This window comes from Streptosporangium sp. NPDC000095, assembly GCF_042899335.1.
In the GTDB taxonomy this organism is placed as follows: Bacteria; Actinomycetota; Actinomycetes; order Streptosporangiales; family Streptosporangiaceae; genus Streptosporangium.
This window is the reverse complement of the sequence record NZ_JBIAZS010000022.1, coordinates 1-12,819: the sequence shown is the minus strand read 5'-3', so window position 1 is coordinate 12,819 and position 12,819 is coordinate 1. Positions and strand designations below refer to the sequence as shown.

Genomic DNA, 12,819 nt, shown 5'->3' with positions numbered 1-12,819 from the left:
GAGCCGAGCGTCCGCTCCGTGCAGTCACCCTCGATACCGCGACCACAGGGGAGGCGGACCACCCTCCTCCCCCGCGCCTACCCGCCCGCCATCGCCCCCACGACCATGAACGGCTCGGCGCCCGTCGCGACCGGCTCGGGCAGCGGGGTGTCCGGCGGCTCATGGGACAGGTCCAGCTCGCAGGCGAAGAACCGTACGAAGGGGCGGCGCCGCTGCGTGACGTGGTCGCGGATCGTCCCGCGCAACATCGGGTAGCGGGCCTCAAGCGCGTCGAGGACCGAACGCTGCGTCACCTGCCCCTGAACATGGAGCTCCACCTCGCCTTCCGTGCTCGCGAGGTTGCGCAGATGCGCCGGGAGCACGACGCGGATCATGGCAGCGTCTGGACTTCGACGGACAGCACGGCCGGCAGGTCCCTGGCGATGGGCGTCCAGTTGTCGCCGGAGTCGGCCGAGGCGTACACCTGCCCGCCGGTGGTGCCGAAGTAGACGCCGCACGAGTCCAGCGAGTCGACGGCCATCGCGTCCCGCAGCACGTTGACGTAGCAGTGGCTCTGCGGCAGACCCCTGGTGAGCGGCTCCCACTCGTTTCCGCCCGTCCGGCTGCGGTAGACGCGCAGCCTTCCCTCCGGCGGGTAGTGCTCCGAGTCGCTCTTGATCGGGACGACGTAGACGGTGTCCGGCTCGTGCGCGTGGACGGCGATCGGGAACCCGAAGTCGCTGGGCAGGTCGCCGCTGATCTCATGCCACGACTCACCGGCGTCGTCGCTGCGCATCACGTCCCAGTGTTTTTGCATGAAGAGCACGTCAGGACGCGAAGGGTGCATCGCGATGTGGTGGACGCAGTGGCCGACCTCGGCGTCCTGGTCGGGAATGCCCTCCGAGCTCAGCCCCCGGTTCTTCGGCTGCCAGCTCTTGCCGGCGTCGTCGGTCCTGAACACGCCCGCGGCCGAGATCGCCACGGTGATACGCCCGGGATCGCGCGGGTCCGCGACGACCGTGTGCAGGCACATCCCACCGGCACCCGGCTGCCAGGAGGGCCCCGAGCGATGCTCGCGCAACCCGGGCAGCTCCTGCCAGCTCTGCCCGCCGTCGGCCGAACGGAACAGGGCGGCGTCCTCGACACCCGCGTACACCGTGTCCGGGTCGGTGAGCGACGGCTCCAGGTGCCAGACCCGGGTGAACTCCCACGGGTGCGGCGTGCCGTCGTACCACTGGTGGGTGCCGGGGACGCCGTCGTACTGGAATTGGTTGCCGACCGGCTCCCAGGTCGCGCCGCCGTCGTCGGACCGCTGGATCAGCTGCCCGAACCAGCCGCCGGACTGCGACATGTAGAGGCGGGAGGGGTCTGCGGGGGATCCCGTGAGGTGGTAGATTTCCCAGCCCCCGAAGTGGGGGCCGCTGATGTCCCACCGTTCGCGTCTGCCGTCCGACGTCAGGATGAACGCGCCCTTGCGCGTGCCGACCAGCACTCGTACACCACTCACCGGGGCTCCTTTCCGATCCCGGCGCCGACCCGTGCCGGCACCGCGCCACACTCCCGATCGTCCGGCCGGGCTCGGAGTCGACTCCGCTCGCGACACACCCGCCACGGTCGTGGGCACCGACGCTACGACAGCCCACCGACAAAACCGCCGCCGACACTCGCCGGAACGGCAGGCAGGGGCCACGAACGACGAATAACCGCCGCTGGTGGCCTGTCTCCGAACGTTGACCGGGTATCGCAGCCGGGTGACCGCTTCTCTTCAGGTCTGGTTTCCCCAGCAAGGTCGTGTGACGGCCCACTGGCCGCCCTCGCCCACACCCTCACCTCGGTTCGTCCGACAGACCGGGCCGAAGACCGAGGCGCACCGGACCGGACCGCTTTACGGGATGCCGGAAGTGGTTCACAATCCCTGCGGGGGGGTCACACGCCGACGCGATCCGATAGGGGCATCATGCAATCCGGCAGGCGATCCCTGGGGGCGGTCCTCCTCACCCTCGGACTTCTCACCCTGGCCTTACTCATCGCGGCACCGACGATCGGCCCGGCCGGAGAGACGGCCCTGGCCGCCGCCCCGGCGAGAAACGCCCCGAATTCCGCCGTTCCGGCAGGGGCGGCCGACGACACCACGCCACCGACACGTCCCACCGGAACGCGGCCCTGCCCGGTTCCGGGCATCCCCACCTCGACCGGTTACGCCTCCATCTGCTGGAATCCCTCGACGGACGACACGGGGGTCGCCGGCTACGACCTGTACCGCCTGGGGGTCGACGGCTTCGTCCTCGTCGCCACCACGACCGGCACGGTCGGCGGCTTCTCGGGCGAACTGAACCGCTTGTACACGATGTACGTCGTGGCCAGGGACTCGGCGGGAAACATCAGCCCGCCCTCCGCTCTGATCACGGTGTCCGCGACGGTCGGCATGACGCCGAGCGCCTCGCCGAGCCCTCCGCCGGGCGACCGCGTGCCCCCGTCCAAGCCGACCGGCCTGAACGAACCCTGTCCGTGGGACTACCGGGGCGTCGCGTTCTGCTGGCAGCCGTCGAGCGACAACGTGGCGGTGACAGCGTACGACGTCTACCGCGAGACCGCGACGGGATATGTCAAGGTCGGCACGACCACCCATCCCTCGTACCAGAGTTCCGGCGAATCCGGCCTGGTCATCGGGGAGCGCTACACCTACGTCGTGGTCGCCAGGGACGCGGCCGGCAACCTCAGCGTTCCGTCGGATCCGCTGTCGGCCCTCGCCAGGGGCGGTCTCCCCTCCCCCACCCCCAGCCCGTTGCCTCCGTCGTGCACGGTGTCGTACCACGCGACGACGTGGGGTTCCGGGCTGAGCGCGCAGATCACCGTGCGCAACGTCGGCACGACCGCCTTCGACGGCTGGAGGCTGACGATCGACTACCCGACATCGGCCGTACGCCTCGTCTCCGGCTGGTCCGCGGGCTGGACCCAGACCGGCTCACGGCTCACCGCCACGAGCGAGAACTGGAACAGGGTCATCCCCGCGGGCTCGACGGCACAGGTCGGACTCGTCGCCTCCCACAGCGGTCCCGCGCCCACCCCCGTGCGCTTCAGCCTCGACGGAAGGGACTGCGGCGTCGGCTGACCGCCTCCGAGCGGCGTCTTCGCGTGGACCGCGCCCCACGCGAAGACGCCGCTCGTCGGCATCTCCGGACAGGAACGTGTCTCAGCCGGTGGGGGCCGGGCTGATCTGGAACAGGGCGGCCCGCCACTCGCCGTCGCGGCGGGTCAGCGCGGTGGTGGCGAAGACCCTCATGGTCTGCTTTTCCGTGCCGCCGACGAGCACGTCGATCTCCACGGTGACGGTGTGCGTCGCGCTGCCGTCACCCAGGACGATCACCCGGTGGTCGCTCAGATCCGTACGCGTGTACGGGTTGCGGTTCTCGGCGAACCCCTTCAGGATCGCCTCCCGGTCGTCGACGATCCCCCACTGCGACACGCTCAGCGGTGCCTCGGTGAGGAGGCGGTCGTAGAACTCCGCGTCGCCGTTCCTGTTCGCCTCCCAGGCCCGCTCGGACAGTTCGATCAGCTCACGCTCGATCGACCCACGTTCGGCCTGCTCACGCTCGGGGCTCATCGCCGCACTCCCTCCCACTGACACCTGTTTAACCGGTGTCAGTGTTACACTCGACCCATGAACCTGGCAAACGTGATGGAGCTCGGCTCCCTCGGCGGGCAGCGCTTCAGGTTCGACGCCGGCACGCTGTGCCTGGAGCTTCTCGTCACCGGAGGCGAGGGCGGGCTCGCGAAGTGGGAGCGGCTGCACACACCCGACGACCTCGCCGCCTGGATACCGCTCTCCAGGGCGGGCCTCGGCGACCTCGTCCAGGTCTCCGCCGACGACCTCGCCGCGGTCCTCCGCCTGCGCGCCGCCCTCCAGCGACTCGCCGCGACCGCCGCCTCGGGTTCGCGCGCCTTCGCGGAGGCCGACCTCGCCACGCTGAACGAGGCCGCCGCGGCGCCGCCGCCCATCCCGGTCATCGGCCCCGGCCTGAAGCGTTCCTGGGCCCTGCCCGTCACCGGGACGCAGTTCCTCTCCGCCGCGGCCCGCGACGCCGTCGAGGTGTTCGGCGGGCCGGCCCTCGACCGGATCAGGGTGTGCGACGGCGAGCGCTGCCCGCTGCTCTTTCTCGACACCTCCCGTCCGGGGGCGCGACGCTGGTGCTCGATGGACCGCTGCGGCAACCGCCACAAGCTCCGCACCCGCCGTGACCGCCGTCCCGCGAGCTGACGGGAAAGGCGGGAAGGTGGAAAGCGCCGCCCGCCCGGGGGGTGTAAGGCACAGGCGGGCGGCGCCGTCTAGGTGCCGCTCAGCGCAGGGAGAGCTGGAGCAGCAGGTCCTTGACCTCGGTGGCGGCGATCCGGTCGCTGGCCACGGACGGATCCGAGCAGAGCAGCACCGGGCCGTCGAGGGGGTTGTCGGGCAGACGACCGTGCGAGCCTCGGATGGCACGGGCGCCCGCGTCGAGGCCGACGACGTTCATCGTGTAGCGCATGCCGGTCTTCTTGCGCAGCAGCGCCATGGCGGCGCGGCGCTTGGCGGCTCCGGGATCCGCGGGGTCGAAGAACAGCTCCGCCGGGTCGTAGCCGGGCTTGCGGTGGATCTCGACCAGGTTGGCGAAGTCGGGGGCGCGGGTGTCGTCGAGCCAGTAGTAGTAGGTGAACCACGCGTCGGGCTCGGAGACGAGGACGAGTTCCCCCGCCCGGGGGTGCGCCAGCCCGTTCCTCGCCTTGCCCTCCTCGTCGAGCACCTCGGCGACTCCGGGCAGGCCCGCGCAGAGCTTGGCCACGGCCGGGATGTCGGCGGGGTCGGCCACGTAGACGTGGGCCACCTGGTGGTCGGCGACGGCGAACGCCCGGGAGGTCCAGGGGTCGAGATACTCCATGCCGTCCTGGGTGTAGACCTCGAGCAGGCCCTCGGTCCGCAGCATCCGGTTGATGTCGACCGGGCGGGAGACGTCGGTGATGCCGTACTCCGACAGTGCCACCACGGTGGTCCCGCGCGCGGCGGCGGCGTCCAGCAGAGGGGCGAGCACGGTGTCGAGCTCGGAGGCGGCCGCGGCCGAGCGCGGGTCGGACGGGCCGAACCTCTGCAGGTCGTAGTCCAGGTGCGGCACGTACGCCAGGGTCAGGTCGGGGTTGTGGTCCTTCATGATCTGCTCGGTGGCGCGGCAGATCCAGGTGGAGGAGGCGATCCCCGCGCCCGGCCCCCAGTAGGTGAACAGCGGGAAGGTGCCCAGCTTGCCGGTGAGCTCCTCGTGCAGGCCCGGCGGGTAGGTGTAGCAGTCGGGGTCCTTGCGCCCGTCGGCACGGTAGATGGGCCGGGGGGTGACCGTCCAGTCGACGTCGGCACCCATCGCGTACCACCAGCACACGTTGGCCACGGTGAAGCCCGGCCGCTCGCGGCGGGCGGCGTGCCACAGCTTGTCCCCGCCGACCAGCGCGTTGTGCTGGCGCCACAGGAACACCTCGCCGAGTTCGCGGAAGTACCAGCCGTTGCCGACGACGCCGTGCTCGGTGGGCGCGACGCCGGTGAGGAAGGTCGACTGGGCCGAGCAGGTGACGGCGGGAAGTACGGTGCCGAGTTCGGCCTGGAAGCCGCCGTCGGCGACGGCGCGCAGCCTCGGCATGTGCGCCAGCAGCCTCGGGGTCAGTCCCACCACGTCGAGGACGAGCAACGATGTCATGCTTTCACTCCCAGATCGCGCATCGCGGCGCGGGCGAAGTCAAGCTCGTCGGCGATGCCCGCGGCGAGCCGGTCGGGGGTCTGCGGGCGCAGCGCGGGCGGCAGTACCCCCCAGGTGTAGGTTTCCACGTCGAAGTGGTCGCAGAGCGGCTCGGGACCGCCGACCAGCTCCGCGAGGGCCTCGCGGAGCACCGGCACGGTGGTGCCGAGCGGTGCCTGCGGCGCGACGTGCAGGGGCACGTGGTAGTGGACCCGCCACGGTCCTGGCAGCTTCCGCTCGAACGCCTCGTCGAGGTCGTCGGCCTCGTCGCCGGCCGCGTTGCGGGTCTGGTGCAGGAAGCGCGGCTCGACGTACTCGCGCAGGGTCTCCGGGTCGTCGCTCTCCAGTGCCGCGGAGACCTGGACCTTGACGACGGGCAGTCCGGCCTCGGCGTACCGGCGCAGCGCGTCGGCGGGCCGCTCCCAGGCGCACGCCAGGTGGGCGAGGTCCAGGCAGATGCCGAGCCGGTCGGTGTCGACACCGGACAGCGCGCGTACGGCCTGGTCGGTGGTCTCCACCACGCAGCCGGGCTCGGGTTCGAACGCCACCCGGATGACACGGCCGGTGGCGGACTCGACGGCGGCGAGCCCGGTGGCGAGCTCGTCGAGCCTGCGCGTGGCGAGGCGGGACATGTCCTCGTCCCACGGGTCGCGCCAGGCGAGCGGGAGCGTGGAGATCGACCCCCTCGCGGCGTCGTCCGGCAGGAGGGCGGCCAGGACGCGTGCCAGGTCGAGGGTGTAGGTGAGCCGTTCCGGAGTGGTCCAGTCGGGGTGGTAGACCGCCTGCTTGACCACCGGGTCCTGGAACGAGCGGTAGGGGAAGCCGTTGAGCGTCACGACCTCCAGTCCCCGCGCGTCCAGCTCACGGCGGAACCCGGCCAGCAGCCCGGGGTCGGCGGCGAGCGCGGCGGCGACGGGCGCGGCCAGCCAGAGCCCGAGCCCGAGCACGTCGGCGCCGAGGCGGGCACGGATCGGCACCGCGTAGGTGTCGAGCTGCCCGACGATGCCCCCGAGGTCCTCCGCCGGGTGCACGTTGGTGCAGTAGCTCAGGTGCAACGCCCGCCCACCGGGGTGAAGCAGCCGCATCAAGACCCTCCGCGCTTGATGGAGCTGCCCTCGAAGGTCGCCTCCCGCGCCCCGGCGACCTCGGAAAGGTCCAGGCGTCCCGACTGGCCGTAGAACTCCACGGGGTTGCGCCAGAGCACCCGGTCGACGTCGTCCTCGCTGAACCCGGCCGCCAGCATCGCCTTTCCGGTCTCCAGGGTGAGCAGCGGGTCGGACACGCCCCAGTCGGCGGCGGAGTTGACCAGCACCCGCTCCAGGCCGTGCTCGCGCAGGATCTCCACCATGCGGGGCGGCGACATCTTGGTCTCGGGGTAGATGGAGAAGCCCATCCAGCAGCCCGAGTCGTGCACGATTCCCGCGGTGACCTCGTTGAGGTGGTCGACGGCGACCCGTCCGGGCTCGATGCCCGAGGCGGCGACGACGTCGAGGGTGCGCCGGGTGCCGGCGGCCTTGTCGCGGTGCGGGGTGTGCACGAGCGCGGGCAGCTCGTGGTCGACGGCCATCGCGAGCTGCCGTTCGAAGGCGTCGTCCTCCTCGGGGGTCATCGAGTCGTAGCCGATCTCGCCGACCGCGACGACCCGGTCCTTCTCCAGGTAGCGCGGGAGCAGGTCGAGCACGGGCCGGCAGCGCGGGTCCCCCGCCTCCTTGGGGTTCAGCGCGATGGTGGCGTGGTGCGCGATGCCGAACTGCCCCGCGCGGTACGGCTCCCAGCCGATCAGCGAGTCGAAGTAGTCGGTGAACGAGCCGGGGTTGGTACGGGGCTGGCCCAGCCAGAAGGCGGGCTCCACGATGGCGAGCACCCCGGCGGCGGCCATTCTGGCGTAGTCGTCGGTGGTGCGTGACGTCATGTGGATGTGCGGGTCGAAGATCCGCATCATGCCTCCTTCTCGCTGGTCAGACGGTCGAGCAGTGCGGTCGCGTCCGCGGGGACGTCGCGTCCGGCGGCGGTGCGTTCCTCGGCGAACGCGGCCAGCATCCCGGCCAGCTCGGCGTCGGCCCGCTCCTCCAGCCGGTCCACGGCGGCGAGCGGCACACCCATGAACACGCACTTGAGTACCGCCTGCCGCCACATGGTCTGGTCGAGGTGGCGGGCGTACGGGCCGAGTGCGGCGGCCACGAGGCGGGTGTCGTTGGTGCGGATCGCGTCGAGCAGCAGTGGTACCGCCTCCGCACCGACGGGCAGCATCGGCAGGGCCTTGAGGACGGCGCGCTTCTCGTCGGCGTCGCCGTACCGGTAGAGGTCGGCGGCCTGCCCGGCCACCTCCTCCGGCGGGAGCGCGGCGAGCAGGACGGCCCTCGCCGCCTCGTCGGCACTCCAGCCGGGCGCGTCCGGCAACGGCGCCCGTCCGGCGCGACGGCCCGCGGCGGCGAAGTGCCGGGTGACACTCCCCGGTTTGGCGGCGACGCTCGCGCGCGCGTCGGCGAGCCACTCCTGGCCGAGCGCCGCCAGCAGGCTGTCCGTCTGGTTACTGGGTTCGGAGGTCATGCGTTCGTCCCTTCGGCGGCGGTGCGCAGGAAGCTCAGGGATCGGGCGGCCACCTGGGGGGCGGCGTGCGAGTGGCGGGGCAGCTCGACCGCGACCAGGCCCCGGTAGCCGCAGCCGGCGAGGGCACGCAGCACGGGCGGGAAGTCGATCTCCCCCTCGCCGAACTCCAGGTGCTCGTGCACCCCTCGGCGCATGTCGTCGATCTGCACGTTGACCAGGTGCGCGGCGACGGCCGTGACACAGTCGGGGACCGGATCCGGTTCGAGGCAGCGGCAGTGGCCGATGTCCAGCGTGATGCCGAACCCCGGCGGTTCGCCGAGTTCGGCGTGCAGCTTGCGCCATCCGGCGATCGTCTCGACGAGCATGCCGGGCTCGGGCTCGAAGCCCAGCGGCACACCGGCGGCGGAGGCCGTCTCGGCGAGCCGGGCGCAGCCGTCGACGAGCCTGGCCCAGGCCGTGGCCTCGTCGACCGTCTCCGGGCGCACACCCGCCCAGAACGACACTGCCTCGGCTCCCAGGTCGGCACCTATCGCGACCGCCCGGTTCAGGAAGTCCAGGCGCTTCTCGCGCTCGTCATGCAGCAGCGTGGGGGCGTGCTTGTGCCAGGGGTCCAGCAGGTAGCGGGCGCCGGTCTCGACGACCACGCCGAGGCCGAGATCGCGCAGCAGGTCGGCCGCGGCCGCGACCCTGCGGGCCAGCCCTTCCTCGTAGGGGTCCAGGTGGTCGTGGTCGAGCGTGAGGGCGACCCCCTGGTAGCCGAGGTCCGCGATGACCCGCAGCGCGTCGTCCAGCCGGTGGTTGGCGAACCCGTTGGTGCCGTAGCCGAACCTCAGCCCGGCGCTCGTCTCGGTGCTCGTCTCGGTGCCTGTCTCAGCGCTCGTCTCGGTGCCATCGGGGCTCATGTGGGAGAGACCTTCCTGGCGAGGGCCCGGCCGAGCGGGACGGCCGCCGCGACCGCGATCCCCTCACGGGTGGCGCCGCTGCGGGCGACGAGCGCGCCCTGCAGGGCGGGCAGCGCGACGATGCCGGTGCCGACGGCGGCCCGCAACCGGGTGGCCGAGGGCTCGGCGACCGCCTGAGCCTGGGACATGCCGAACCTGGCGGCGTACCAGCCGGTCAGTCCCGCCTGCACGGCCCGCACCACCCGCGCCGCACGCGCGCTCTGCGGAGTGGGCGAGGCGTCGCCGCGTCCCAGGGCGGTGGCCACGGCGAGCGCGACGGTGCCGGCCAGGGTCGCCGCGGGCAGGCTCCGGTCCGAGCCGGACACCTCGGCGCGCGACAGCGCGGTGAGCAGGTAGGTGTGGGCGGCGACGGTGAGCGCCGAGGGCAGCGCGTCGGCGACGCTCCGTCCCGGGGTCGCACCCAGCAGCACGTCGAGGCCTCGGCAGAGCGCCATCACCAGCGGTCCCGCCGCCGTGTTCTTGGCCACCAGGTCGTACGACCACACGGCGGCGGCGAGCGGGACGGCGACCGCCAGGGCTCGGCGACCGCCGGAGAGCCCGGCCGCCGCCAGGCCCGCGGCGGTGAGCCCCGCGGCCACGCCGAGCGCGGCGCCCGGCGACACGCGGCCCGAGGGGATCGGCCGCTCCGGGCGTTCCTCCGCGTCCAGGTGACGGTCGGCCCAGTCGTTGGCGGCCATTCCCGCCCAGTACAGGCAGACCGAGGAGCACGCCAGCCCGAGGGTCCTACCGCCCAGCACCTGGCCGGCGGCGGCTCCCGCGACGACGTCACCGGGGACGGAGAGGGCGGCGGGGGCGCGCACGAGCTCCGCGAGGTCGCGCGGCGACGGCATCAGACCCGCTCCCCTTCGCCGAGGGTGTCGGCGAACGCGAGCAGCACCCGCCACTGGTCGGCCAGCGCGTGCGGCGCCTCGCCGAGCGGGTCCTTGAAGAAGAAGGCCAGCTCGCCCAGCGGCCCGGTGCGGCCAAGACGGTGTGCCGCCGCCGTGAGCCTCGCCAGGTCCAGAATCAGCGGCGCGGCGAGGGCGGAGTCGCAGCCGTGCCAGCTGAACTCCATGCGCATGGACGTCCCCAGGAACCCCTCGAAGGTGACCAGGTCCCAGGCGGTCTTGAAGTCGCCGATGTCCTCCACGTACTCGATGCGGGTCTCGCCCTGCGGGGTGTAGCCGAGCGTCTCGCCCAGCACCCGCTGCTTGCTGGCGGCCTTGGCGGCGTTGGCCGCGGGGTCGGCGAGGTTGGCGCCGTCTCCCCCGCCGAGGAGGTTCATCCCCGACCAGGTGCGAACCCGGAGATTGCGCTGGGCGAACATCGGGGCGAGCACCGACTTGACGAGTGTCTCGCCGGTCTTGCCGTCGTGACCCCCGTACGGCAGCCCCATCAGGTCGGCGAGCCGGTCCAGGGCGGGCAGCCTTGCGCCCGTCGAGGGGGTGAAGTCCAGGTAGGGGCAGCCCGCGCGGAAGGCGGCGTACGCCATCAGGGCGCTGGGCGGCAGCAGGTTCCTGGAGGCCGCCAGCTCGGACTCCAGCAGCTCCAGGTCGGCGTGGGCCGGACGCGGCTCGGGGGCGGGCTCGGTGGTCGAGACGTTGATGACGACGACCCGTTCCAGACCGTGCCGCAGCCGGAACTCGGTGATGTCGGCGCCGATCAGCTCCGCGGTCGCGGCCTGGTTCTCGGCGGCCGGCACCTGCCTCAGGTTCTCCTCGACCCTGGCGAGCTCGTCGCGCAGGGGTTCGAGCAGCCTGGCCGGTACGATCCCGGCTCCGGCCAGCGCGGCCGCCTTCTTCTCCAGCGGGGTCGGCACGATGTCGTGCCCGCCGAACACCAGGTCTCCCAGCCCTGGCAGTCCTGCGCCTCGGAACTGGGGGAGCTCCGTGACGCAGCCCGTCGGCTGGGCGAGACCGGCGCGTACCGCCAGCGCTCCGATGACGCTCGTGACGGCGACGGAGCCTCGTGCTCCTACCAGCCACACTCCCGTACGCATCTGGCCTCCTGTGGTGAGTCGACTCCTGGGGGATGACGGTTTTCATCCGCCCGGCCGGGGCCGGGCGGCGCCGGTGGCATCCGTCGCGGCCGTCCGGTCGGAGGGGATGTCATCGGCGGGTACTACGTGGTCGTTAGAACGAAGGAGACGACCCCGCGACGGGCCGAACCTGACGGTCCGACCCGCTTGTGCAAGGAATCGTACGTTATGCGGATATTACGGATATATGCCTCAGGGCCATGTGTTTCCGCCAGACCAGCTCAACTCATGAAAACAACTCATGAAATTAAGTCAGGGATTCCTGTCAGAGACATCGGCCGAGGACCCGGGCCGAGAATTACGGCCCGAGCTCCTGTCCGATTCCTGTTCCTCAGAGTTCCGGCCGGAGCTTCCCGTTGCCAAGTCCTCGGCCGGAGGATCCTCCCGGTCGGAAGGCCCCAGGCTCTCGGTCCCGAGACCTGGGGCCGGCCGACTCAGTCGGAGGAGAAAGCAGCGTCGAAGGCGGTGGAGGGCGGGGTGATGGAGTTCAGCTTGCGGATGATCTCCAGGGCGTCGGGGGCGCCGTCCAGACGGTCCATCCCCGCGTCCTCCCACTCGATGGAGATCGGCCCGTTGTAGCCGATCGCGTTGAGGGCTCGGAAGCAGTCCTCCCAGGGCACGTCGCCGCGTCCGGTGGAGACGAAGTCCCAGCCGCGACGCAGGTCCGCCCAGGGCAGGTGGGAGGCGAGCCGGCCGCGGCGGCCGTCGCCGGTACGGACCTTGGCGTCCTTGCAGTCGACGTGGTAGATGCGGTCGGCGAAGTCCAGGATGAAGGCGACCGGGTCGATCTCCTGCCAGACCATGTGGGAGGGGTCCCAGTTGAGGCCGAACGCGGGGCGGTGGCCGATGGCCTCCAGGGTGCGCACGGTGGTGTGGTAGTCGTAGGCGATCTCGCTGGGGTGGACCTCGTGGGCGAAGCGGACGCCGACCTCGTCGAAGACGTCGAGGATGGGGTTCCAGCGGTCGGCGAAGTCGGCGTAGCCGTCTTCGATCATCTGGGGCGGGACCGGGGGGAACATGGCCACGGTGTGCCAGATGGAGGAGCCGGTGAAGCCGACCACGGTGTCGACGCCGAGCTTGGCGGCGGCGCGGGCGGTGTTCTTGATCTCCTCGGCCGCGTTGCGGCGGACCTGCTCGGGATCGCCGTTGCCCCAGATGCGGGCGGGCAGGATGCCCTGGTGGCGAGCGTCGATGGGGCTGTCGCAGACGGCCTGACCGACGAGATGGTTGGAGATGGTGTAGACGCTCAGGTTGTGCTTGGCGAGCATCTCCTGCTTACGGGGGATGTAGTCGTCGTCGCTGAGGGCTTTGTCGACCTCGAAGTGGTCGCCCCAGCAGGCGATCTCCAAGCCGTCGTATCCCCAGCCCGAGGCGAGACGACAGACCTCCTCGAACGGCAGGTCGGCCCACTGGCCGGTGAACAATGTGATGGGCCTGCTCATATTCCCTCCACAGATGTAAGGCGGCTCTGGTCGTCGGCGCTGCGTTCGACCGCGGCCAGCACGCGCTGGACGTTCAACCCGTCGTCGAACGACGGAGCCGGAGCGACACCAGAGGT

13 protein-coding genes are annotated in these 12,819 nt (G+C 71.6%); 2 read left to right on the top strand and 11 right to left on the bottom strand.

The genetic code is table 11. The features are described from left to right. Positions 1-77: 77 nt before the first annotated feature. Entirely contained in the window at positions 78-362 is a 285-nt protein-coding gene (locus ACFY3V_RS35080; protein WP_362903015.1) for a MoaD/ThiS family protein, read from the bottom strand. An 8-nt stretch (positions 363-370) separates the two neighbouring features. Beyond that, a complete protein-coding gene (locus tag ACFY3V_RS35075) occupies positions 371-1,486 on the bottom strand; it encodes an exo-alpha-sialidase (RefSeq protein WP_362903017.1) in 1,116 nt (371 codons plus the stop codon). A gap of 450 nt (positions 1,487-1,936) precedes the next feature. Between ACFY3V_RS35075 and ACFY3V_RS35070 the strand changes: the two genes are divergently transcribed. Further along, positions 1,937-3,091, top strand: coding sequence for a cellulose binding domain-containing protein (locus ACFY3V_RS35070; protein WP_389779459.1), 1,155 nt, complete (start codon positions 1,937-1,939; stop codon positions 3,089-3,091). 81 nt (positions 3,092-3,172) lie between these two features. On the opposite strand, the gene ACFY3V_RS35065 is transcribed toward ACFY3V_RS35070, so the two are convergent. Then, positions 3,173-3,583: a YybH family protein gene (locus tag ACFY3V_RS35065; protein WP_389779457.1), complete on the bottom strand. Its 411-nt coding sequence runs from the start codon at positions 3,581-3,583 to the stop codon at positions 3,173-3,175. A 57-nt stretch (positions 3,584-3,640) separates the two neighbouring features. Between ACFY3V_RS35065 and ACFY3V_RS35060 the strand changes: the two genes are divergently transcribed. Then, positions 3,641-4,237 carry an ABATE domain-containing protein gene (locus ACFY3V_RS35060; protein WP_362903023.1) on the top strand — a complete coding sequence of 199 codons (597 nt, stop codon included), beginning with the start codon at positions 3,641-3,643 and terminating at the stop codon, positions 4,235-4,237. A gap of 79 nt (positions 4,238-4,316) precedes the next feature. On the opposite strand, the gene ACFY3V_RS35055 is transcribed toward ACFY3V_RS35060, so the two are convergent. The 8 genes from ACFY3V_RS35055 to ACFY3V_RS35020 form a co-directional block, all read right to left on the bottom strand. Then, complete coding sequence (locus ACFY3V_RS35055) at positions 4,317-5,693, bottom strand: nucleotide pyrophosphatase/phosphodiesterase family protein (RefSeq protein ID WP_350948855.1); 1,377 nt, start codon at positions 5,691-5,693, stop codon at positions 4,317-4,319. Next, positions 5,690-6,817, bottom strand: coding sequence for a metabolite traffic protein EboE (gene eboE, locus ACFY3V_RS35050; RefSeq protein ID WP_350948856.1), 1,128 nt, complete (start codon positions 6,815-6,817; stop codon positions 5,690-5,692). The genes ACFY3V_RS35055 and eboE overlap by 4 nt, the downstream gene beginning before the upstream one ends. Beyond that, a complete protein-coding gene (locus ACFY3V_RS35045; RefSeq protein WP_350948864.1) occupies positions 6,817-7,671 on the bottom strand; it encodes a TatD family hydrolase in 855 nt (284 codons plus the stop codon). Before ACFY3V_RS35045 ends, eboE begins: the two co-directional genes overlap by 1 nt. Continuing rightward, the gene (locus ACFY3V_RS35040; protein WP_362903029.1) at positions 7,671-8,282 is read right to left on the bottom strand and encodes an EboA domain-containing protein; all 612 of its coding nucleotides are present in this window, start codon (positions 8,280-8,282) and stop codon (positions 7,671-7,673) included. The genes ACFY3V_RS35045 and ACFY3V_RS35040 overlap by 1 nt, the downstream gene beginning before the upstream one ends. After that, complete coding sequence (locus ACFY3V_RS35035) at positions 8,279-9,184, bottom strand: sugar phosphate isomerase/epimerase family protein (RefSeq protein ID WP_389779453.1); 906 nt, start codon at positions 9,182-9,184, stop codon at positions 8,279-8,281. Before ACFY3V_RS35035 ends, ACFY3V_RS35040 begins: the two co-directional genes overlap by 4 nt. Further along, positions 9,181-10,074 carry an SCO3242 family prenyltransferase gene (locus tag ACFY3V_RS35030; protein ID WP_389779451.1) on the bottom strand — a complete coding sequence of 298 codons (894 nt, stop codon included), beginning with the start codon at positions 10,072-10,074 and terminating at the stop codon, positions 9,181-9,183. The genes ACFY3V_RS35035 and ACFY3V_RS35030 overlap by 4 nt, the downstream gene beginning before the upstream one ends. Continuing rightward, positions 10,074-11,222, bottom strand: a complete 1,149-nt coding sequence (locus tag ACFY3V_RS35025; protein WP_362903033.1) for an inositol-3-phosphate synthase — start codon at positions 11,220-11,222, stop codon at positions 10,074-10,076. The genes ACFY3V_RS35030 and ACFY3V_RS35025 overlap by 1 nt, the downstream gene beginning before the upstream one ends. Before the next feature lie 473 nt (positions 11,223-11,695). Beyond that, the gene (locus ACFY3V_RS35020) at positions 11,696-12,703 is read right to left on the bottom strand and encodes a sugar phosphate isomerase/epimerase family protein (RefSeq protein WP_362517310.1); all 1,008 of its coding nucleotides are present in this window, start codon (positions 12,701-12,703) and stop codon (positions 11,696-11,698) included. Between the last annotated feature and the right edge of the window lie 116 nt (positions 12,704-12,819).

Coding starts and splice junctions, on each gene's coding strand:
- ACFY3V_RS35070 (WP_389779459.1), top strand. CDS start 1,937: ATGCAATCCGGCAGGCGATCCCTGGGGGCGGTCCTCCTCACCCTCGGA.
- ACFY3V_RS35065 (WP_389779457.1), bottom strand. CDS start 3,583: ATGAGCCCCGAGCGTGAGCAGGCCGAACGTGGGTCGATCGAGCGTGAG.
- ACFY3V_RS35060 (WP_362903023.1), top strand. CDS start 3,641: ATGAACCTGGCAAACGTGATGGAGCTCGGCTCCCTCGGCGGGCAGCGC.
- ACFY3V_RS35055 (WP_350948855.1), bottom strand. CDS start 5,693: ATGACATCGTTGCTCGTCCTCGACGTGGTGGGACTGACCCCGAGGCTG.
- eboE (WP_350948856.1), bottom strand. CDS start 6,817: ATGCGGCTGCTTCACCCCGGTGGGCGGGCGTTGCACCTGAGCTACTGC.
- ACFY3V_RS35045 (WP_350948864.1), bottom strand. CDS start 7,671: ATGCGGATCTTCGACCCGCACATCCACATGACGTCACGCACCACCGAC.
- ACFY3V_RS35040 (WP_362903029.1), bottom strand. CDS start 8,282: ATGACCTCCGAACCCAGTAACCAGACGGACAGCCTGCTGGCGGCGCTC.
- ACFY3V_RS35035 (WP_389779453.1), bottom strand. CDS start 9,184: ATGAGCCCCGATGGCACCGAGACGAGCGCTGAGACAGGCACCGAGACG.
- ACFY3V_RS35030 (WP_389779451.1), bottom strand. CDS start 10,074: ATGCCGTCGCCGCGCGACCTCGCGGAGCTCGTGCGCGCCCCCGCCGCC.
- ACFY3V_RS35025 (WP_362903033.1), bottom strand. CDS start 11,222: ATGCGTACGGGAGTGTGGCTGGTAGGAGCACGAGGCTCCGTCGCCGTC.
- ACFY3V_RS35020 (WP_362517310.1), bottom strand. CDS start 12,703: ATGAGCAGGCCCATCACATTGTTCACCGGCCAGTGGGCCGACCTGCCG.